Origin of the sequence: Undibacterium sp. Ji49W (assembly GCF_049340205.1) — a bacterium.
Lineage (GTDB): Bacteria > Pseudomonadota > Gammaproteobacteria > Burkholderiales > Burkholderiaceae_D > Undibacterium.
The window spans coordinates 284,076-306,415 of record NZ_JBMPOW010000006.1 but is presented as its reverse complement, the minus strand read 5'-3'; the positions used below and the strand labels follow the sequence as shown (position 1 = coordinate 306,415).

The 22,340-nt window shown below is 51.1% G+C and carries 16 protein-coding genes; 5 read left to right on the top strand and 11 right to left on the bottom strand.

Annotation, left to right across the window (positions count from 1 at the left end; all coding sequences use genetic code 11):
* From ACO0LK_RS10000 to ACO0LK_RS09990, 3 genes are all read right to left on the bottom strand, one after another.
* A partial coding sequence (locus tag ACO0LK_RS10000; protein ID WP_422974593.1) for a transposase occupies positions 1-148 on the bottom strand: 148 nt, incomplete at its 3' end.
* A gap of 304 nt (positions 149-452) precedes the next feature.
* Positions 453-2,990, bottom strand: a complete 2,538-nt coding sequence (locus ACO0LK_RS09995; RefSeq protein ID WP_422974571.1) for an eCIS core domain-containing protein — start codon at positions 2,988-2,990, stop codon at positions 453-455.
* A 300-nt stretch (positions 2,991-3,290) separates the two neighbouring features.
* Positions 3,291-3,578: a hypothetical protein gene (locus tag ACO0LK_RS09990; protein WP_422974569.1), complete on the bottom strand. Its 288-nt coding sequence runs from the start codon at positions 3,576-3,578 to the stop codon at positions 3,291-3,293.
* 116 nt (positions 3,579-3,694) lie between these two features.
* Between ACO0LK_RS09990 and ACO0LK_RS09985 the strand changes: the two genes are divergently transcribed.
* Positions 3,695-4,390, top strand: a complete 696-nt coding sequence (locus ACO0LK_RS09985; protein ID WP_422974567.1) for a hypothetical protein — start codon at positions 3,695-3,697, stop codon at positions 4,388-4,390.
* A 74-nt stretch (positions 4,391-4,464) separates the two neighbouring features.
* Here ACO0LK_RS09985 and ACO0LK_RS09980 read toward each other — a convergent pair whose 3' ends face one another.
* Positions 4,465-4,776: a hypothetical protein gene (locus ACO0LK_RS09980; protein WP_422974565.1), complete on the bottom strand. Its 312-nt coding sequence runs from the start codon at positions 4,774-4,776 to the stop codon at positions 4,465-4,467.
* A gap of 65 nt (positions 4,777-4,841) precedes the next feature.
* Positions 4,842-7,046, bottom strand: a complete 2,205-nt coding sequence (locus ACO0LK_RS09975) for an OsmC domain/YcaO domain-containing protein (RefSeq protein ID WP_422974563.1) — start codon at positions 7,044-7,046, stop codon at positions 4,842-4,844.
* Positions 7,047-7,285: 239 nt separating this feature from the next.
* Here ACO0LK_RS09975 and ACO0LK_RS09970 point away from each other — a divergent pair, with 239 nt between their 5' ends.
* Both ACO0LK_RS09970 and map read left to right on the top strand, forming a co-directional pair.
* Positions 7,286-7,492, top strand: a complete 207-nt coding sequence (locus ACO0LK_RS09970; RefSeq protein WP_422974561.1) for a ParD-like family protein — start codon at positions 7,286-7,288, stop codon at positions 7,490-7,492.
* Between the two features lie 2 nt (positions 7,493-7,494).
* Positions 7,495-8,262 (top strand): type I methionyl aminopeptidase, encoded by a 768-nt coding sequence (gene map, locus ACO0LK_RS09965; RefSeq protein WP_422974559.1) that lies wholly within the window; start codon positions 7,495-7,497, stop codon positions 8,260-8,262.
* A gap of 75 nt (positions 8,263-8,337) precedes the next feature.
* Here map and ACO0LK_RS09960 read toward each other — a convergent pair whose 3' ends face one another.
* The 5 genes from ACO0LK_RS09960 to ACO0LK_RS09940 all read right to left on the bottom strand — a co-directional run bounded on the left by ACO0LK_RS09960 (position 8,338) and on the right by ACO0LK_RS09940 (position 18,803).
* Positions 8,338-8,874, bottom strand: a complete 537-nt coding sequence (locus tag ACO0LK_RS09960; protein WP_422974557.1) for a YcxB family protein — start codon at positions 8,872-8,874, stop codon at positions 8,338-8,340.
* 84 nt (positions 8,875-8,958) lie between these two features.
* Positions 8,959-10,305: a c-type cytochrome gene (locus ACO0LK_RS09955; RefSeq protein WP_422974555.1), complete on the bottom strand. Its 1,347-nt coding sequence runs from the start codon at positions 10,303-10,305 to the stop codon at positions 8,959-8,961.
* Positions 10,302-11,261 carry an SCO family protein gene (locus ACO0LK_RS09950; RefSeq protein ID WP_422974553.1) on the bottom strand — a complete coding sequence of 320 codons (960 nt, stop codon included), beginning with the start codon at positions 11,259-11,261 and terminating at the stop codon, positions 10,302-10,304. Before ACO0LK_RS09950 ends, ACO0LK_RS09955 begins: the two co-directional genes overlap by 4 nt.
* A gap of 136 nt (positions 11,262-11,397) precedes the next feature.
* Positions 11,398-13,116 carry a YncE family protein gene (locus tag ACO0LK_RS09945; protein ID WP_422974552.1) on the bottom strand — a complete coding sequence of 573 codons (1,719 nt, stop codon included), beginning with the start codon at positions 13,114-13,116 and terminating at the stop codon, positions 11,398-11,400.
* Positions 13,117-13,364: 248 nt separating this feature from the next.
* The gene (locus ACO0LK_RS09940; RefSeq protein ID WP_422974550.1) at positions 13,365-18,803 is read right to left on the bottom strand and encodes a hypothetical protein; all 5,439 of its coding nucleotides are present in this window, start codon (positions 18,801-18,803) and stop codon (positions 13,365-13,367) included.
* A 407-nt stretch (positions 18,804-19,210) separates the two neighbouring features.
* On the opposite strand from ACO0LK_RS09940, the gene ACO0LK_RS09935 reads away from it, so the two are divergent.
* A complete protein-coding gene (locus ACO0LK_RS09935) occupies positions 19,211-20,674 on the top strand; it encodes a serine hydrolase (RefSeq protein ID WP_422974548.1) in 1,464 nt (487 codons plus the stop codon).
* A gap of 77 nt (positions 20,675-20,751) precedes the next feature.
* Here ACO0LK_RS09935 and ACO0LK_RS09930 read toward each other — a convergent pair whose 3' ends face one another.
* A complete protein-coding gene (locus ACO0LK_RS09930; RefSeq protein WP_422974546.1) occupies positions 20,752-21,141 on the bottom strand; it encodes a nuclear transport factor 2 family protein in 390 nt (129 codons plus the stop codon).
* 350 nt (positions 21,142-21,491) lie between these two features.
* On the opposite strand from ACO0LK_RS09930, the gene ACO0LK_RS09925 reads away from it, so the two are divergent.
* Positions 21,492-22,301: an AraC family transcriptional regulator gene (locus ACO0LK_RS09925; protein WP_422974544.1), complete on the top strand. Its 810-nt coding sequence runs from the start codon at positions 21,492-21,494 to the stop codon at positions 22,299-22,301.
* Positions 22,302-22,340 lie beyond the last annotated feature (39 nt).

The following is a 22,340-nucleotide window of genomic DNA, read 5'->3' as shown; positions in this document are numbered from 1 at the left end:
CATCCATACCGCCAAATTTGGACCTCCACTTATAGAATGTGGCTCCACTGATACCATGTTCACGGCATAGTTCCGGCACTGGTGAGCCTGCTTCTGCCTGTTTCAATATGGCGATAATCTGGCTATCACTGAATCTCGATGTCTTCATGTAAAACTTCCTCAAAATCTCTATTAAGAAAATTCTACTTTTAAATGCGATTAATTTCTGGGAGGATTACCAATGCAAGTGGCGAAATTGTCGATGCCGGTTCATGCAATAACTGTGTAAGAGCATTTTCCATACTCATCCTTCCTTAGCTCAGCTGTCAAATGACTATTAATATAGTAATACAATAATAGAAATATAAGTCAATATACATATATATGATGTAAGCCATGGATCGGTGTGCCCTGCACAATCTGGCTGGCGGACTTTCCGGCTTGCCGACGACATTAGCCGGGAGTGAAAATTTTCAGTTGATCAACGCCTGGAAAAATTCCTCCATCTCAATAGGTTTTTCTTTATATTGCTTCTCGATCGCGGGTATTACACTGGATTCTAAGTCCCATTTTTTCAATTCGAGATAAGCGCGCGCGTGTTTGACTTCTTCCTTGAATTCAGAGGCAAGTTTGGTCAATTTACTCTTTACCTCCTTGATATCTATTACGTCATTTAGATATTCAATAAGTTTTTGATCGGAAGCAGTTCCCTTCTGTTTCTTGACGATATGAATTGTTTCTAAAGTCTCCTCAATGTGTCTTTTACCTTCCCCAGTCTTGAGAGAGTCCAAGTATTCCTCTTCGAGTACTTTTTCCAACCACTTCTTGTCTTTGTTTTCACTAGCTTCCTTGTTATCCGAAGATTTATTTTCCATTATTATGCGGAAATTATGCTGCCGCATGGGCGATAGGGATCCGACTTCTTCCCGGATAGAGTGAAAGCCAGAATGGTCGAATGGTTCAACTTTACTTAATTTTTTGAGCCGCTCGTCGAGCGGCAGCTCCTGTTTGATGTTTTCTTGCTTTGTATATTTCAGCAACGGCCCGATATGGGAATAACTGACTTCGCTCGATTTCTCCAATTCAGACCGGAGATGGGTCGCCAGAAAGATTAAATTTGAACACAGCTGTTCAGTATCTTTACGCGATGATTCTTCTTTTTTTTGCGCTTTTTTTGCCACCTTAAAGAGATCTACTGCGTGCTCATCCGTATGTAGTTGCTTGTACAGGGTCTCCACTGCACTTTCGATTTTTTCATAGCGCTCCGTGCGTTTTTTTTGCGCAGTTATTAACGCGGTTTTGAGTGCCTCAGGCGGCTCGTACCATTTTAACTCGCCGCTCAACTTGAGTTCCCCCATATTTTCGTTTGCCGACGCAATTTCTTCGTAGGCCTTTTGCTCGTCGGAATCTATTTCCGTCGCTTCGACGATTGCAAAATAATTATTGCTGAGTTCTTTGTTTTCGACATCCAGAATGCTTACACTGACTTTCATCTCGTCGAGAAGCCTGTTGATCGGCCCCATCACAAGTTTCTGTGCGCTGAGCGTCTCTGTGTCTTTGAGAACCAATTGTTTTCTAGACACTTTTGTCCATTCCGTGTTCTCTTCCCGCGTTTTTTTTTCGAGGCCTTTCCCCGAGGAAGTAAATGTTGACTTCTTATCATTGGCTACATCCGATGGCGGCGGAATTTTGATTTCCACCTTCCCTTCGGAGTCGCTGACTTGGTTTTTGCCCTTGTCAAGCTGGTGCCATTCGCATATCAGTGCAGAGGTGTAGTGAGGCTTTCCTAGCGTTTGAAGGTCCTGATCCTGCTTCGTCTCCACTTTGTAATCGACCCATGCGTGGTGTTTGTTGACGAGTTTTTCGATTTTGTTTTCGACTTTCGCCGCGTGGTTACTGTTGGCCTCGGCAGGAATCGCCGCAAGATTGCGGGCATCGTTACCCATTCCGCCAAGTTTTGCGTTGAGAAGATGTCCGGCTTTATATTCCTTTCCGCCGGCACGTTCTTGCTGTTTGCGGCGTTTGACGCTCCAATTGCCATCAGATGCAGGGGGGCTTCCAAGCCCATGGTCCGGCCCTAGTGGATTTGCCACCATCAACGTGCCATCGTCACGGCTGGTCGGTCCCCACGTTACCTTGGTTTCCCAGTCCTCCTCGGACTTTTCTGCACGGGCACCTCGTCCCTTTATCGTTCCATTTTTATCTGCTGGCCTTGTATGAAGGTGCGTCCATCGCGGTTTCGCGCCTTCGTCTAGAATGTTATCGTAAGTGGCAAGAGCGAGCTGAGCCGTGCCATTGCCAGCAGCGAGGTGTCGATCCTCGCGTTTTGTCGACAGAACGGGTATAGCAGCATCTGACGCGAACGCCTTTGCCCCCATGATATCAGCCTCACGCTCCAAAGCGACGTTGTCATTGACCGGCACACCGCCCTTCATCTGCATGGTCGGCGCAACCCGCCCCTGCGCCTGCTGTACCACATGCCAGGCTTCATGCGGCACATGCTGTTCCTGACCCGGTGCAACATGAATCTCGCTGCCTTGTGCGTAGGCATGGGCATTGAGTTGCGCTGGCTTTGAGGAATTGTAATGAACCTTTACATGATTCATGCTGAGGCCGGACAAGTTTTCAATACTCGATTTGAGACTATCCGAAAGACCCGTGTTATTGGTTTTGGAGATGGTCTGTGCAACGCCTTTGGCACTATCGGTTTCTGATGAGTTGCGTCGAAGCACATGCGCATCCATCATTGTGCGAGCAGCATCAAGTTGCAGGGTCCGCTCACTGGTTTGTGCCATCAACTGGTAGGCCTGCAATTTCTTGGCATGGTTACTGTTGTTGGCAATTTCCGAAAGGCGGCGCTGAGATATGGCCTGGGCCCGGTTGTCGCTGAGACCATTCCTTAATTTACCGTCCAACTGGCTCCCGTTGCCCACGGTAAGTTGTACGCCCTGTGAAGCATTATTCTTTGGAGCTTCAATTTGTGCATCCTGCATAGGCATTGCTGAACTCATGAGCAATCTCACTTATTTCGAATGAATTAAGAGACTAAATAAGAAACTAAATAAGAAACTAAATAATGGTATTGAAAGGGGTAATAAAGATTGAGAACGCCAATTTTATTGTTTTTATTGATTTAAAAGTGATCTATTTGAAAATAATTTTAAGCAACGTTTTTTTGCGCGGGATAAGTAATTTTCAGTCATATAGTCAAAGTTAAGCTAGGGAAATAGAATATTCAACTGATGTAACTTAGTTTGTTTGCGCTCTTAATTATCCAAATAACTCGCGATTTGAAGCAGTGTCGTTATCTTTCATAGCAAGAGATATTGCTTGGCCCAAGGGTGATGTTCAAACAGAGTTTGACGTAGTCTAACCGTGTCAAATTGCATGAAAAGTACGATTACCCCTGGATAGCACATCAAGCAGAAAAACCAGCCGGACATCGTGTCATCGACGCTTTTCACTTCGCTGCCACCGCGTTCAGTGAGATAGCCGAACAGAAACGGTAGTACGTCCACCAGGTAGACATAGGCCAGTGCAATTTTCAGGGCGAAGTGTGTGAGGTCGGGCAAAAACTTGGCTTTGTAGTAGTCGTCCATGCAAAACCACCTGGCAAGCAGTTCACTCCCCTGTTTCGGCAGTTCGTCGCTCGGGTCTGTCAATCCAGATACCCGAAGTGTTATTGTTCAACATCCAAACGATTAAGGTAAATTAAATGCGCATACGTTTCTTTTTGATCCTCCTGGCCGTAACGACCAGTGTTCACGCAGCCGATAGCGAACCTGCTGGAAAGCCGATGACTTGGCGTTACCAATTGCTGCAAACGGCCCAGGATTTGTTTGAGAAGCGCGCAGCCACGCAAGCTCCAGGTGCGACGCTGACGTTCAGCCTGCCGAAAGTTGACGCAGCACAGGCCAACAACCAGGTCGAAATCGTGAGTGCTGACAAGCACATCGTCTTGCCGATGGTATCCAATACCAGATTTGCGTTGTTACCTGATGCTGACGCAGCAGAAGGTGACGCAATGGTGGTCGTGAACCGAAATTTTCGCAAAGGCGAAATGAATCATCCGAACGTACAAGTACGTTCGCCAGGACTGCCGGATGGAGTCAGGCGAATGGGCGACCTGAGGCTGGCCTGCGCCGCACAAATGGAGATGGCAAAGGCAGAGGGGTTAAAGTTCCGAGCCATGCTCGCGACAGCAAGCATGTTTGGTGTCAGTGTGTGCGACAAGCTGGAAGTCACGAAGATCGACGCTCCTACGGGTCCCTACGATACGGTGACGATAGAGGACAGCGATCGCCTCCTGGTGCAATCGACAGCGCAACCTAATCTGCTGAAATTAGGTGACAAGATCTGGTCCGACGATGCCCGTATTAGTTACACGATGAGCGACCACATTGTACCGTGAGCGCTCTACCACAGCCCTAACTGGGTCAACGGCAATGGGCCAGAGGCAAATAACTGCCCTATGGTGATGTGCGGTTATTCCATGTCTGGGGTTTCGCTTTCAGATTCGGCTAGAATCTGTTCGATAACCCACGCTGACGTTGTCGCTTGGCGGGATGCCTGATACCCCGGCTCGAGATTGGCAAGTTCCGCCATTGCCGGGTCGATTTCCAGGATGTGTCCAAGACCGATAAGGGCCAGATCGTTTACATCTTCGGTGAGACCATCCAGAAACTGCCACCCATGGTCGTCAGCGTCGTGGCAGACAATGAGGATGGGTACGCCGCGTTCCAAAATGCTTTTGGATACGATGGTCGCGCAGTTCTTGGGTTGGTTGAATGGCCGCATCAGTATGTATTCACAGTGTACTGGCTCGTCTATCATCTCGATCTTTTTAGCCCAACCAGGTAACCCTAGCTGGATGTCCCAGCCACATTGGCCCGCGCAATGTGCAGTTTTTTATAGCTGTCGATCAGGCGTTGATGTCTGTCTAGGCCTTCCAGTTTCATGCTCGTTGGTGTTAAACCGTAGAAGCGAACGCTGCCGTCCACTGAGCCCAGTACTGCATCCATTCTGGGGTTGCCAAACATGCGGCGGAAGTTTACCAGGTAATCATCCAGTTCCAGGTCATCGTCCAACTGCACTTCGAGCACTACATTCAGGGCCTGATAAAACAGGCCGCGATCGACGGTGTTGTCGTTGTATTGCAGGAAGATTTCTACCATCTCTTTGGCTTCTTCAAATTGCTGCAAGGCGAGGTTGATCAGCAACTTTAACTCCACCACAGTAAGCTGACCCCAGACCGTGTTTTCATCAAATTCAATACCGATCAGGGTGGCGATGTCACTGTAATCATCCAGTTCATTATTCTCCAGCCTGTCGAGCAAGTCTTCCAGTTGCTCATCGTCCAGGTTATGCAAATTCAAAATATCGGCACGGAACAACAAGGCTTTGTTGGTGTTATCCCAGATTAAATCTTCGACCGGATACACTTCTGAATAACCTGGCACCAGAATCCGGCAGGCGGTGGCACCCAATTGGTCATACACCGCCATGTAAACTTCTTTACCCGTATCTTTGAGTATGCCAAACAAGGTTGCGGCTTCATCGGCATTGGAGTTTTCGCCTTGGCCAGAAAAGTCCCACTCAACAAAATCGAAATCTGCTTTAGCACTGAAAAAGCGCCATGACACTACACCGCTGGAATCAATAAAGTGTTCAACAAAGTTATTGGGCTCAGTCACGGCATTGCTGACAAAGGTCGGCTGCGGTAAATCGTTGAGGCCTTCAAAGCTGCGGCCCTGTAGCAACTCCGTCAGACTACGTTCAAGTGCTACTTCAAGGCTGGGGTGTGCGCCGAAGGATGCAAACACTCCGCCCGTGCGTGGGTTCATTAAGGTGACACACATCACTGGGTACTTGCCACCCAGTGACGCATCTTTCACCAGTACAGGAAACCCCTGCTCTTCCAGGCCCTGAATGCCGGCCAGGATGCCAGGATACTTCGCCAGCACTTCTTGCGGCACATCAGGCAAGGCGATTTCACCTTCCAGAATTTCGCGTTTGACCGCCCTCTCGAAAATTTCAGACAGACATTGCACCTGCGCTTCGGCCAGTGTATTGCCGGCACTCATGCCATTGCTGGCGAACAGGTTTTCTATCAGGTTGGATGGGAAATATACCAATTCGCCATCAGACTGACGAACATAGGGCAGCGAACAGATGCCGCGTTCTGCATTGCCAGAATTGGTGTCGACCAGATGCGATCCACGCAACTCGCCATCTGGGTTGTAAATGTCCAGACAGTATTCATCGAGAATGCCCTTCGGCAAGGCGTCTTTTTTGCCAGGCTTGAACCAGCGTTCGTTGGGGTAATGTACAAACGACGCGTTGGCGATGTCTTCGCCCCAGAATGAACCCGCATAAAAATGGTTGCAACTCAGTCGCTCGATATACTCACCCAATGCCGACGCCAGGGCACTTTCTTTGGTTGCGCCCTTCCCGTTCGTAAAACACATGGGCGAATGCGCGTCGCGTATATGCAGCGACCAGACATTTGGAATAATATTACGCCACGAAGCAATTTCAATCTTGATGCCCAGGCCTGCCAGCAAGCCGGACATATTGGCGATGGTTTGCTCTAATGGCAGATCCTTGCCCAGGATATAGGTGGCCGCATCCGCATTAGGATTTAGCGTCAGCAAGGCTTGCGCATCGGCATCCAGATTCTCTACCTCTTCAATCACAAATTCCGGCCCGGCCTGCACTACTTTTTTTACTGTGCAGCGGTCGATGGAGCGCAAAATACCTTCGCGGTCTTTGGCAGAAATATCGGCCGGCAATTCGACCTGGATCTTGAAAATTTGCTGGTAACGGTTTTCTGGATCAACAATATTATTCTGCGACAGCCGGATGTTTTCAGTAGGGATATTACGAGTATTACAGTACAACTTCACAAAATAAGCCGCGCACAAGGCCGACGAAGCCAGAAAATAATCAAAAGGGCCTGGTGCCGAGCCATCGCCTTTATAACGGATAGGCTGATCGGCAACCACCGTAAAATCATCGAACTTGGCTTCAAGACGAAGCTTATCGAGAAAATTGACCTTAATTTCCATAACAGAGTTCCAAAATAGTGCTCAAAATGAGTTAGCCACTATTATCCGTTGTTTCAGCCTTACAGCATAGGAAGTTGACCGTAGCCAAGCCAGCAAAGGTCTTATTGGCTATCTGACTAACTTTACGGCCGGCCGCTGTTCCCATTTTCTGAGATCGCATGGCCTGAATAAAGACGACTTGCGTCACATTTGTATGTGAGTATATAATTCGCATATGTTTTATATATGGAGTATGTAGTATGGGTATAGTGAATATTGACGATGACTTGCACGATCAATTGCGCAAAGCGAGCGTGGTGTCGTGTCGCTCAATTAACGGGCAAGCGGCGTTCTGGATCAAGGTCGGCATGTTGTGCGAAATGAATCCGACGCAGAGCTTCAATGAGATTGTTGCCAAGGAGCTGCGAGACGCTGGCATTGTGGCGCAAGCGGTCAGGGTGGCTTAGACATGACCAAGCGACCAGAAGAAATTGCATTGATGGCAGAGTCAGGCAAATTGCTGGCGGATGTGTTTGGCTATTTGGATAAGCTGAGTCTGATCGGTATGTCGACCATGCAGGTCAACGACCTGGTCGATAGCATGATCGTGAATGAACTCAAGGCACGCCCCGCCAGCAAAGGGCAGTATGGATATGCCTACGCACTGAACTCTTCCCGCAATAGCGTAGTTTGCCACGGTGTACCGTCACCTGCTGAGATATTGCAAAACGGTGACATCGTTAATTTCGACATCACGCTAGAGAAAAATGGCTACATCGCTGATTCCAGCAAAACATATCTGGTCGGAGAAGTGCCTGCTCTGGCCAAACGGTTGGTGCAGGTGACCTACGAAGCGATGTGGAAGGGAATCAAGGCCGTGCGTCCTGGCGCCAGACTTGGCGATGTCGGGCATGCCATTGAGCGACACGCCCGAAAAAATGGCTATACGGTCGTGAAGGAATATTGCGGGCATGGCATAGGACGTGAAATGCATGAACCGCCCCAAGTGCTGCATTGGGGCAAACCGAAAACGGGTCTGCTGCTGGAAGAAGGAATGGTGTTCACCATCGAGCCCATGATTAACCAGGGGCGGCGTGCGGTTGAAACAGAAGACGATGGCTGGACGGTCGTTACGCGCGATGGTCAATTGTCCGCACAATTCGAGCACACCGTAGCCGTGACCCGAAACGGCGTGCGGGTTTTGACCTTGCGTCCTGAGGAAAAAATGACTGGCTGAGTTGGTGAAATGACGACGCAGGTCACTGCCTTGCTGTCTCAGATGTCCTGACAAAAAATTGACAACTAAGGAGTATTACCCTGCTCTACGTTGAAAATATTGTTTTGCCATCTCTAAAAATTTATCCGACTCTTGCATCGTCGGGAATGCGGATCGAGGAATTAGATATGAGCTTCTTGAGCCGAAATAAATCCTTATAAAGCGATTGTTTGAAATTACACGGTTAATGCCAACCCATTTTGTCATTGACATATTGACGCTGGTTTCTTGTACAACACCTTCTTCAGTTAAGCGAACATGATGCGGTCCAAGTTCTCGTTCGCTGCCGCGGCTAATAATAGTTTGCAATGTAATCAACATCGTTATTACGGTGTTGATAATTACACTAGATATAGTGATGCCTAGAACGAATAGTATATACAAATAAAAATTAAAATTTTCCAAATTAAATGCATTCGACATAGCATAAGCACAGTAAGCAATTATCACTAAATTCATAGTCCGGATAAATTTGTTACGCCACATTTCACCTAATGAATCACCAACGATTTGCCAATATGTATTTTTATATATAATTTCCATTTGATTGCATTTAATTTGTTTGATAAACAATATTACCGCTCAAGTCTTGAATAGGCAAATCACAAGGAGCATTTTTATCTGAATTTGATGAAGATAAAAAAGTTCGATTGCACCTTAACGTTGTGTGACCGTTTCTTGCCAGGTACGCAGCACGGTAAATAACCCGTTATATGGATTCACTCCAATTATTTGCCCCCCGTGACCACCGTGATGCTGACCGGGGTGAAAGTCGATTTTCCCAAAATCCGGAACCGGAAACTCCCTGAGTTTGTCCAACTGCTGCAAGAGTTCAGCGCGACCAAGCTGGCGACCACAGCGTTTGAGTGCTTCAACCAGGATCGCCCCCGATGCATAGGCGGCATCGCTGTAAGCCGTAGCCAGATCAAACGATGTACTTATTGTGTGCCATGGTAAAAGCAGGCGTAACCGTCCTGCTTGTGCCGGTGCCAGTTGCAGACTGGCCGGGCCGACGTGAATGGCATTGGCATATACCAGATCCTTCCCACTTGCTTCAAGTAAAGCAGGCAAATTGGTGGCACTACCAAGAAAAATCACCGCTTCGCCGGGCATGTGTTTTTTGACTGGCCAGACTTGCTCGCGCAGGGTTTGATGAAGCAAACGCGCCTGTTCCCGCAGTTCGGGCAGCAACAACTGTAAGCCAGGGTTATGGCCTGCATCATATACCAGCACCAAGTGTCGATTTGTTTTTTTGTCGGCTGAATCAAGTGCGACCTGGGTGAGCAAAGCGCGGGCTTGCTCGCGTGCAGAGGGTAATAGGTGAAACCTGTTTGGTGACACGATATCGGAAAAATTGACTACTCCTGGAACCGGCAAAGGACCGATGACCGGCAGGTTAAGGGCTTCGTTGTTGGTGGCCTGCCCGTCATCCTGTTGCAGATTGGCGATTTCGACCAATACCTCAGCCGGCGACGAATTAACGATTAGTTGCAAGCGGCGTCCATACACGATTTGATCAAATGCTTTGTTCAAACCTGCCTGTATGGCTGCACCGTAGGCAGTGGGTGGTAACACGACGCCAATGCGCAGCACCGATTCACTCAGGCCAGGTGTGTCCTGATCGATTACCTTCAGATAGGCAAGCAAGTCATCAAGGCTTGCTGCATCAACTTGATAACGCGGCATGAGCGGATGCAGGACCTGCCCATTGCTGCCAATGCCCTCAAGCATGGCGCGTTGTACCTGTAGCGGGTCTGATTTGCCAGCCAGGGCGGGTGCGCGCAAGCCCCCTTCTTCACGCCCTTCTCCACGACTACCGTGGCAGCGTATGCAAGCTGCTTGCCCATTCCAGCCGTTGCGGTATAAAGCTTGCCCGCGTTGCCAGGCTGCATCATCGGCGGCTGTGGCAAGGTCTGCACACAGCAAAAATGGCAGCCAACATACGCTGCTAAAAAAAACAATCCAGAGTTTTGCCGCTATCGTGTTAATTATCGTACTAGTCATCGTGCTGGCAGCAGTTTCCCTACAGCGACGGCTATATCTTCCGGTTTGGCGGTTGCATGCAGTTTTTTCCAGTCGCCGGTTTGTAAATTGCCCGCCAATAAAACGGCGCTATGAGCGTCTTTGTCTACGCCACTCCCGCCCAGTTTTTGGGCAACTGCGGCAATATTTTCTGCACTGCCAGTCAGGAACAGCCAGCCCGGGCGCACCTGAAACTTGCTGGCAAATTCTTTCAGCACTTTTGGTGTATCGGTTTCAGGATCGACGGTAATGCTGACCATTTGAACGCGAGAATCCAGCAAGGGCTGTACCTTGGCCAAATTGGCGGTCATGGGTGAACAGATGCCAGGACAAGAGGTAAAAATGAAATTGATCAGCACCACTTTGTCTTTCATGACGTCATCAAAAAAATGCACGGTTTTTCCATCTTGCGTCTGTAGCGCGACATTGGGAAAATATCGCCCATTAGCTGACTGCAAAGCAGGGTCAGGTCCGGCCACTTGTTCAACGGTGTTCAAGATGAGTTTTGCATCAGGCAGGCTGGCCAATTGCTGCCAGGCGTTCTTTTTTTCATTGATGACCAGGACCAGGCCGCTGTGATTGCTTTTGTCGCCAACGCCGGCATTCAGGGACCGTAATAACTTGTCGATCACTGTTTTGTTCCCCGTCAAAAACTGCCAGCCAGGGCCGACTTCAAACTGTTGCGCAAAAGCTTTCAGGCGCGCAGGTTGATCGGTGCTGGGGTCAATGCTGACTGAAATGAAAACCACGTCGCGTCCGACCCGGGTCCCCAGGTCACGCTGAACCTGGCGCAGGGTCGCCGTTTGGGTGGGGCAAATCATGGTGCAGGACGTAAAGATGAAATTCACCACGGCAGTCTTGCCCTGCACAAGATCACGATAGAAGGATACATTCTTGCCATCCTGATTGATCAGTTGGGCGTCAAGTATGGCACGCATTGCTGCCTGCGCAGATGATGATGCAAACGACAGCAGCAGCCAAAGGCTGCAACATGCTATGAATCTCAATGCTTGGTTTATCATGCTGGGAGGTCTTTCATCATTTGCTTCATATTCACCCCGATTTTGGAAGAAACTATTTCACAGTCAACACCAGTTGCGCTGTCTGATTCCAGCTCATGCCCAGCGATGTTGCCTGAAAATAGACGTAATAATGCCCACTCCCGGGCGGCGTAAACGTAATGCCATAGTCACCGTTTTTTTGTTCATGCGCATCCAGTTGAAGTTGCTGGTTGTTTGTCGTGTTAAAAAGTAAGACTTGTAAATCAGAGACTCCAGACATGATTTGTCCACTGACGGCATCGCGAATAGCGAATTGCAGATTCTGGTTAATCCCCTTGATCAGAGCAGGCGCGGTGCCAGTCAGTGTCACAGCGTAGCTGGCTGGCAATGGTTTGGCCGGATCAACTTGCACAGTAACAGGAAAACAGTGCAGCATCTTGGGAGAGTCGAGGTAAAACACCAGTTGGTAATTGCCAGCCTTTGGCAAGCGGGCGCTGGCCTGGTACTGGCCGGGCTGCCGCTCTTGCAGGCTATGGTCCATCACTAGCACGGCGCGTGGTTCGTGACCGTAGTTGCGAAAGCTGCCAGCAGGTGCACTCATGCCTTCCTGGTAGTAATAGATGGTGCGGTCAGCGGGATTTGCCAGCAAGGCGGCTGCGCCGTTGGGTACCATTACCGTGGTGTCTGCCAGGCTGCGGGTGTTGCTCCCCTTGTCGAACGCTTTTTGTCCATTGCTGACGGATGCCAGTGCCAGTGGTTGCCCGGTTTGTATGGCATGCGCTATCGCATCCAGTGGCACCAGTTGCACGATTTCACTATGACGCCGCCGTATGTAAGCCAGCCGCTCAGAAAATGTGACCTGATCCGGCCCATGCGTAATGTCAGCACCTCGTACGATCTGGTTGGTGGCTGCGTCCAGCAAATCAAGCTGGTTTTTTTGTGGGTTGAGAATAAAACCATAGCGCCCATCGGGCGCGAAACGGATGGTGGAGATACCCGGCAAGGTCTTGATGCTTGCTGCCTGTTTTCCTGCGACATCAAAGGCAATAATCCGACCATCACCTTCGTGGGCAACATATAGTAATTGTGCTTTGGATGACCATGCCATGGCCACGGGATGAATGCCGCCAGCAAGGTCAGCGGTTTTCCTGAGATTGTTCGCGTCAATCAGGCTGACGCTGTTGTTAGCAGCGTTGCTGACAAATGCGCTTTTGCCGTCATCACTGAAGGCGATGGTGTGGCGCCCCTGCCCGGTTTTGATAGTCGCCAGCAGTTGACCATTTGATGCGGCCAGCACTGTGACGCCTTCGTCAGTTAATACCCATATTTGTTGCGCGCCGGGGCGCAAGGCAATCTGTCCCGGATGACCAGGAACGGACACATGAGTTCTGACTTGCCAGAGGCGAGTATCCACCAGTGCCACTTCATCTACTTGCGGCTGACTGACCCACAAGTTTTGCTCCGGTGTCAGCAACCAATCCTGCCCTACCCCATGCAGCATCACCATGGTCAACAGTTTTGAGCCACCAAAACCGGTTTGCGGATTGATGACGGAGATGGAATTATCTTCATTCATTGCCAGCACATAATAGGCATTCAGGCTTAGTGCTGGCGCATGCAGCAAATCACCACCGATGAAGGTGGCGACCTTGCGACGGCAAGCCTGTTCGCTGTTTTCGTCCACCTTGGTTTGCCCGTCGACCCAGGCTATTGGTCGTGCATTGCGGATGGGATTAGAACTTGCCGCATCACGCAAGCTCAAGGTGAAGCGTGCTTCTTCACCTTCTTGCATTGATTGCGAAACGTCTAGTTGCAGAGCCACACCATCTTTGATGATTTGCCCAGACTGGGTAGCCGCCCTGGCGATAGCCTGTCTGGGCGTTGCTGTCTCTGCTACGGAGGCTGAGACTGTGGCTGAGGTTGAAGCTGCCTTAACCTCTACTCCAGCAATCAAAAAAACCGCCCCAAACACGAACCCCGACAGTCGCTGCAAGCAGCGCAAGCCGACATTGGAAACAGTCTTTTGGTTTGCACATACCATTAGCGTGTCCTTCGTCTGCTCAGTTGTTCAGGCACTATCCGCTTTGCTGGCGCGGATGTGTTTGGTACTGCTGGTTCTACAAATGCATTTTGCATTAGCCCTGCGGTTTTAATTAAGTCAACTGGCTGATGTTGTGCGAGCCCACCAAAGTTTGAACGCACCTCCAGGATCTGGGGCATCTGTGCAGTAGCACTGTATTGCCAGCGTCCGCTTTGATCAACCTTGACTGTCGCGATCTCTTTGCCGTCGGTCACGATAGTCACAAATTCAGCGAATGACCATTGCACATTGCCAGGGCGGGCAGTAACACGGCCTGCCAGTTCCAGCTTGTCACCATTGGCCAGGACCTCATCTATAACGACGGTATCCGAAAAATCGGCCTGCTCGCGCTGCGCAATACGGTTAACCCGCAGCACACCCCAGCCACCCGTCGAATACTGTGCATTGGGCCAACTACGGTATAAATAGTCGCCTGGCACGGCGAAGTTGCCACCGGCTTTATCAACGACGACATCAAAGTGTGATGATGTCCCATATCCCGAAGTAGTGCCAGTCGCTGGTGACGCCGGGTTGCTGCCTATCTTGCTTGACTGGTTGATATAAGGGACGAATTGCCATTGATGCCCGGTCAGCTCGAAGACATTGAGCGCATCTGCATTACCCGGCGGGCCAAGCAGGCGGAAGCGTACCGGCGTACCCGCATTGGCGCTGAAAACCGGTGTTTGCGGGTCTCTGCCTATGAGTGTATTTGATACTTCGGCCGTGGTATTGGTGCTTGGCAGCACACCATTGATATGGGCGCCGATATTGTTCAGGTCAGCGGCCTGCAGGTTGCTCCAGTCAGGGATGGGTAAATTGTTTTGCTTGAAGCCTGGATTAAGTAGTGCGCCAAACCTGTAGAAGAAAGGTTCGGTACGATAGTTGACTGCCATCAATGGCATACCCGCGCCGTACAGTGAATTTCCCCCTAACTGCATGGCGATGTCGGTTTGCATGAACACCGCAAAATCGCGGAAAGGCTTGCCATTGGCTGGCACCACAGTGGCAGAAACATGGGTACCTGTATCGTCTTGCCATTGTGAACCCAGCGGCTCTATGATCATGCCGCCAAACAAGCCGTGGTAAGACTGCATCAGCATATCGGCAGGCGTCAGGTTCAGGGCACCAAATTCTATAGGGGTAGCCCTGGTGACTCCGTTTTCATTTTTCAGGTTACCGGCATACCAGGTATAGGTAACGGAAGGCGGTGTGCCAGTACAAGGTGCTGGGTTGCAGGCCGCCACAGTCTGCACTGGGTTATTACCTACATTCATGCCATCACTGTGACTGATATCCATCGCCAGCAATTGCGGATGCAAACCAGCCTGGCTTGATGGCAGCAGTTTGATGTTGGCATAGGCATCGGTAAAACCATTGGTGGGGCGCGCTGCTGATTCGCCCGTGGTAAACACTAACGCCTTGGCATTGACACGATTGCTCAATTGCAGTTGGATCACGTCGCCAGCGGCCGCCCGCAAGGTCAGTGGCTCTGGCTTGAGGCCGGCTTTCAGTGTGCCATTCGGGTTCAGATCCTGGTCTTGCACGTAGATGATGGCATTCGGGTCGCTCAGGCTTTGCGTGGAAAATTGTGCGTTCCCAAGATTAGCCCCACGGCTGTTGTACAGCAGTGTGCCATTTGGGCCCAGCAATTGTTGTATCGTGGTCGCAGATACCTTGAACTGACGCAGGCAGGGCTGACGCAAGCTGCAATCCGTGCTGAGCCTTGGCATGGTGGTCGGCAAGGGTTGGATGTTTTGGTTGCCGGGTAAGGGAGCCAGCCAGGACACTTGCTGGTTATAGCTGCGCATCAGGTTCCATGCGCCGCTAAGCAAACCATCATACGCACTGCCGGGGTTGACCAGATAATCCAGGTTCTGGGCTTTGCCAGTTTGAGGGACAGTAAACAATGCTTCGAAATGCTCAGACAAGCCCATAGTCTGGCTGCCACGGTAACCCGAGTCAGGGTTAAAGGGTTCGAACAGCCATTTATTGCCATTGACAGTCAGATTGTGGTTGCCGACCAGAGCACCATCGATCAGGCGCAATTGCACAGGGTCATTCTCATACACATGCAAAAGCGGAGTGTAAGGATCGGTTTTTCCCATTTGTGCGCTGATGGCCTGTACAGGGAAGATGAAACAAGGATTGCCAGCACTTCTGACGCATTTGGGATTGATGGCTGACCCACCCGCAGGCTGCACATTCAACTGTGCATCATTGCGTGGAATGGAGCTGAATGCCATAGCCGAATCGGTAGCAGGGCCAGTGGGGCTAGTAGGACTAGTGGCTCCAGCAGGTGAAGCAACCCGCAATGCCAATGACTCATTGCGATAATTGAGTACCGACACACCGACACCAAAACCGGCAATGATGCTGGGTGTAGTAGTGGGCGGTATAGGTGGGTTCACCGGATTGCTGATGGCCACCGGCAGGCAACCATTGCAGTTGATACCGTTAAGCGGATCGGCCCAGCCTGTATAAGTGCCTTTCGCGTTTGGTTTGCAGCCACTATATTTGGGCTCTTGCCCAGGATAACAATCGAAACTGGTACGGCTACCTGGCAGATAGGCAAATTGTGAATCGGCAACGGCGAGAGCAAATTCACGGTATGCCTTGCCCTGGCGTGGCAATATGTTGGCGGCATAACTTGTAGGACCACCATCATTGCGTGTGCCCATCCTGGTTTTGCCATCAGCCGTGGTCCAGCTTGAACCTGTCGGCTCTACCACCAGCCCTGCATACAGCCCCACCATCTGGTGTGTCGATGGACCAAAATGATCATGGGTAAATACTGTCAGCAGGGTACGGTCTGCTTGCTGTTTGTCCAGTACAGGATCAACCCACCAGCGTTGCACCGTAGCCTGCGCGCCCAGCCACTGCATGCTGCCTGGTGTTGGGCCATTGCCAAATGCAGGTATGGTTTTAGGGCTCAATTTTACTTGCTTGCCATTCACTGCTATACCGCCTGCCCGGTTGATGCCGTCAATACGACTACGCACTTCATCCGGGCTGAAGGTGCCATCTTCATAATTGAAGCCATTGGCTGCGCCATCAGAAGCAAGTACGTCAAATTTAACCAGATGGATATGCTGACCTATGATATCGGTAGGTGTACGCACCTCAAAATCATCAAGCTCGTAATAACTGGGCACAAGATTGGCATGCCAGTATTCAACCAGGTCGTTGCTGTTGGCGCGGAAAAACAATGGTTCTGGTGGCTTTTCGCCGCTGAGTATGGGTTTGACATCCTGCCACAGTGCAAGGATGCGTTGTTGCGGGAAATGCCAGCCCTTTTTGTTGAGTACCACATCAGTCTGCATCGCGGCGCCCTTGTAGATGCGTAACGGTGGCGTGTCCACTGCACCTCTGGCGGGGTTGGCAAAGGGGGCGCCAGGCGCACGCTTCAAGCCATTCATGGCAAATTGTGCGGGGCTGCCATCGGGCAATCTGGTGGCAACTGACTTTTGTTCATGCATGCTCATCGCCGCCTGTTCTGTCGCGGTGCCCTGCTCTGGCAATTCTATGGCCTTGATGCTACTCATTTCCTTGGTGAAGTCAGTCGGCGTATACTTATCGACAGAAATCGTGCCACCGGCAATCAAGTGGCGTGGCAAGCCGCCATTCAGGGCCACACCATTTTCCACCGCAAAATCATTCGGCGGGTGTGGCGCCCGGTGCCCGGCGATGCCCGGTACAAAAAATGGATAACCGGGGTTGCCTGCACCAGTAACTTTGGCTTGCCCCTTGTCGATATGCACTGCCGCTGGCAACGGTGCCATGGCGCGAGTTGGCAAGGGCACTACACCAGGGATAGGTGTGCCAGCCACAATTTCACCATCAGGCAGCGCCCGTGAACCCGGTCTTGGCTTGCCATCAGTACCAAGGGGCGTACCTAACTCAAGCACATCATGCACGCGGAACAAGGCCCACATGCCACTGGCAAAATGAGGATAAAAATGGCAATGGAAGATAGAGTCACCTGGCGTCAGATTGCGGTTGCCACTACCCTCGTACACCAGATCCATGGTGTAGGATGAACCTGGGCCTATGGTCTGGCTGTCGAGATAACTGCTGGTGTCGCTATCAGGCGTATACAGCCACTGATGCGCATGATGATGATGCACGTGGAAGATACCCTGCCCCGCATGCAAGACACGGAACCGGGCACGGTCGCCCTGGTAAGTGTGATACACATTGGATGGATCATCCGGATACAAGGCCACGCTGGCTTTTGGCGGGGTGCAAGGTTTGGGGGAACATGTCAGGTTGGCTGGATTATCGACCACCATGGCAGGGTCACCACCGGCCCAGGAACTGAGGAAAAACTCTTCAAACTTGCATTCAGGGCAATCAGCAGTTGGTCCGACCTTGAGCCGGTTAGCGAGAATTTCGGCAGAAATACCTGCCGATCCATAATTGATGGAAAACGCATCACTGGCACCATTCAAGACTCCGTTCAGCGGATCGTTGGCGTTATTCATTTGCGGAAATGCCTGCACCAGCGTGAACGACTCGTGGTACATCACCGTCACTTCACGGTACGGTGATTCTGGATTGGGGTAAGAAGGATTGCGTGTGCCACTAACGGTGAAGGGGCCGTGGTTGGGTCCGGTGATGATGGCCGTCAGATCGCTATGGACAATATTATTTCTTGCATCCAGCATTTTCAACACGGGCTTACTGCTGCCAGACACGAGCGCATCATAATTAATCACCGGGTAAGCCGTTGTTCCTGCAATCGATGCCTGTTGCATTTCAGCCTGTGTGACCTGGCTGCGATACCATTCTGACCCGCGCGGCTGCACATTGACTGAACCGAACAAACCATATGTCAGTTGTTCCTGCCCTGCCATGCTGTACAGCAAGAAACTACCTTCCTCTGCCGCAAACAGGCGATAGCTGATTGCTTTGCCTGGCGCGATGATGCCGCTATTATTGCCAGCAGAAGATACAGGATTATTGCCAACAAAGCTGCCATCATCGGCGATGGATTGCACCAAATCCATGCCAGCCACGTGAACTGACGCATTTCGCGTAACCGGCTGGTCGGGGTTGGCATTGGGTAGCCTGAGCCAGTTCTGGAAATTAACCACCAGACAGTCGCCGACATTTGCCCGCAAGACCATGGGGCGCGGGCGTTTGCCGGGCCGCAATTGCGCATTGCCCGGCCCTGCTGAACCGCCATTGATGGCAACTACATCGCCTCTCAATGCATACACCATGCCCGCTGGTTGCGACGTCCCGAGACGGTTAATCATCATGGCCTGGTCAATGGCGACCACATCGGCAGTAACTGTGCGCTCGCAACGCCCGCTGCTCAAGTTACTCACTGGTGCCGCCTCAGCCTGGGTGCCAAGCATCAATGCCAGGGTGCAGCCAATCAAAGGGAAGATTTTCATACCTGTTCCATATCAAGAAAGTGAGATGTCTCTAGCCCGGTCCGGGCTGGTCGAGGCTGCTTGTGATTTATTTGATGGCGTTGCGTTTTAATTAAGTTGGCTAAATAACTATACTCCAGATTAGCAAATATTTAATGAAAATAAAGAAATTTTGACAATGAACCAGGTGAAGTTGTGTTTTTGATACAGATCAAATAATGCAGGTGACTTCTGTCCAGAAGTAATCAGGCGGGGTGCGTATGCCATAGTTATCAGTCAGCCTATACATTGATTGAAAATAGCTTGAACTTCGCCACGATTCCGCTGACCAACACTAGCGCTTTGTGATTGAAATGTATGTATGAGCTTGTGTCTGCCGGGCGCTATCACACGACAATCAAATATCTCACCAGTTCAGGATCAAATTCATGTCTTACAAATTATGGAATGCGTTTGTTCTTGCCGTGGTATCGACGACAGCATCTGCTCAAGTGCCAGACCTTGGATTGAGCCAGGCCGGAAAGGTAGATGCCTATCTGCGTGAAAAAATGACGAAGACGCGCATACCTGGGATGCAGGTTGCGGTAGTCAAGGATGGGCGCATAGTTCTCTCGCATTACTATGGAACCGCAAGCGTTGAATTTGGTGTTCCGGTTGAAGACGACACCGTTTTTGCAATCAATTCAATTACCAAGGCCTTCACTGGGGTAGCCGCGATGCGTCTAGTTGAAGAGGGAAAGTTGGATATGGGCAAACCAGTCGGCAGTTATCTGGCCGATCTTCCTGAAACATGGCGGGGCGTGACAATACGTCAGCTACTTAGCCATATGTCTGGCCTGCCCGATGTCATGGGGGCGCCAACGGTGGAAACAGATACGAAGGCGGCATGGGCCTGGTTACAGACTCGCCCTGTCCGCTTTGCGCCGGGAGAACGTTTCGACTATTGCCAGACCAATTACACGCTGGTTCAGCAAGTCATCAACCAGATCGAAGGACGTCCACTGGATGCACCGCTGGCAACTGCGCAAATCAGTGCCGCCGACATGAAACACACAGCGTATGGCGACACTTACGATGTCATCCCAAAGCGAGCGCCGACTTATCGCTGGACATCACCCAGCCAGTCCCAATCGTGGACCGAAGCTGCCACTATTTTGCGTGCAACCTCGGAACGCTTCCTGCCATTCCGGCGCGCCTCTTCCGGACTGAACAGCACCGCCAGCGACATGGCGCACTGGATCATTTCTCTTCAGAATGGAAAAATCCTGAGCAAGGAAAGTCTTGCCAGTTTATGGACGCCTGCGACTTTCAATAACGGCGACAAAGGGCAATGGAGCACGGGCTGGCAGATACAGGAACGTGGAACGCATCGCGCTGTAGGCATGACAGGAGGCGGACGTGCCGCCTTTGCCATTTATCCCGATGACGGCGTTGCCGTCGTTATCCTCACCAATCTTACCGGCACCTTTCCCGAAGATTTTATCGACAAGGTCGCGGCTATCTATGCACCTGATTTGCCGCTATCCGGCATTGCAGCGCTACGCATCGCCCTGGATCAGCGTGGCTACCATCATGCCAGCAAGGTCGCTGCCGAACTGGATGCAAAAAACCCGGGCACCAAGTGGTCAGAACTGGAAATGAATGACTGGGGATATCGCCTGATGGCCACCAATCGCCGCACCGAGGCACTGGCCATTTTTCAACTCAATGCCACAAAGCATCCAGACAGCAGCAATGCCGAAGACAGCTTGGCGCACGCGTATCTGGTCAATGACAATAATGCGGCGGCAATCACCCATTACCGTCGGGCACTGGTGCTTGATCCAGGCAACACGTCTGCCCAAAGAAATCTGGCAAAGCTTTTACAAGGACCAGCAGCACCGCATTCGTGATCTGGGCAGAGTGTCTTCATTGGCGATAACAATACTGTGCCAGTGACTTCGGCGTGAGCAGTGCAAGGTGCAGTGGATTACTGCCCCCAGAACATGTCTTCCTGTTTTTGATCGCTGGAAAACAGACGGACTTCGGCGATCTTGCCGCCCTCGATGCGGATGATATCCACGCCTGGCTGCTTTAGCTTGATGCCGTTGGCCTCGCCAGCGAACTCCAGCGTGATGGCGACCCAATCGCCGTTGTCCATGTAGTGGTCGACACGGTTGATCGAAAATGTCCCGCCGGACACTTCCATCATCTTGCCCAGCATTGTGCCGACAGCCGCAATGCCCCGCTGCGTGCCAGAGAACTGGTTGTTGCCAGGCTGATGCCAAATCACATCGGGCGAAATGATGCTACCCAGCGTGGCTTGGTCGCCAGTTTGTACTGCCTTTATGTATGCCTTGGCGATGTCGATATTGTTCATTTGTGTGCTCCTTTGTTGATGCGGTTGGGGACGATGGTTGAGCCAGTGCCGGAACTTAGCCATGGCAAGTACGGCGGCAAGAAAGAGAACGTTGCGCAAGCGTCTGTCTTCATCATTGGTTTCTTTTTAAAATGGCTCGTTGTGGTTATTATTGGACATAATCAAGCAAATTAAACGGTGAAAACTAGACAATGAATGATACTTTCGAGACATCAAGATCAAAAAGAGGACCATACAGAACTGTAAAGTCCGCTCTATCCCCGTCAGGAAGCGCGAAGGTCAATGCCGATATTGAGCGTCTGGGCTATCAGCCACGAGCCCCCTACCAACTCAACCTTGAAGTGTTTAGCATGGCCGACCTTAGGCATCGGGGGGGCAAAGAAGTGCGGACAACGCATCGGTACGAGTTCCATACCTTAGTGTGTGTCACGCGCGGTATCTGCACCCAGACTGTTGACTTCAAGTCGATCTCTTGCCAGCCGGGGTCGTTGCTGGTGTTGCGAGCAGGACAGGCGCACAACTATGGACGCGATGAGGACTGGGACGGCTGGAACGTTCTGTTCCGCCCGGAATTCGTGTTACCCGGTTCGACGTCGTCCCGCGATCTCAAGCTCGCGTTCGATCTGGAAAGGTTGCTGGAACACATGGTCCTGAGCAGTCCTGAGCTAGAGAACGTGACGGCTTCGATCCGACAGATGCGCGAGGACACACTGATTGATGCACCGCTGGAAGACGTCCACGCACTGCTGCGCCATCAGCTCCATGCACTCTTGACGCGGCTGAGCATTCTGCAAGGCCGACGACAAGCGCAGGAACCGCTGGCCTCTCCTGCGTTGCAACGTTTCAAGCGTTTCCAGCAGCTTGTAGACGAGCGCTTCACTCAATGGCACCACGTATCCGACTACACCAGCCAACTCGGCTGCACGGAAAAGAGTTTGGCTCGGGCAGTGACGGCCGCAATGGGCATGCCGGCCAAGGCCTTCATCGCTGCGCGCATCAACCTGGAGGCAAAGCGCCTGCTAGTGCATACAGACTTGCATGTTGCCACTATCGCAGAGAAGCTGGGCTTTGAGGAAGCCACCAACTTCAGCAAATTTTTCAAACGGGAAGCCGGCTGCACTCCGGCAGAGTTTCGACGGCAGCAAAGAGCACCCATCTGACGGCAAGCTCTAGTGCTGGGCTGAATATACTTATTTTCC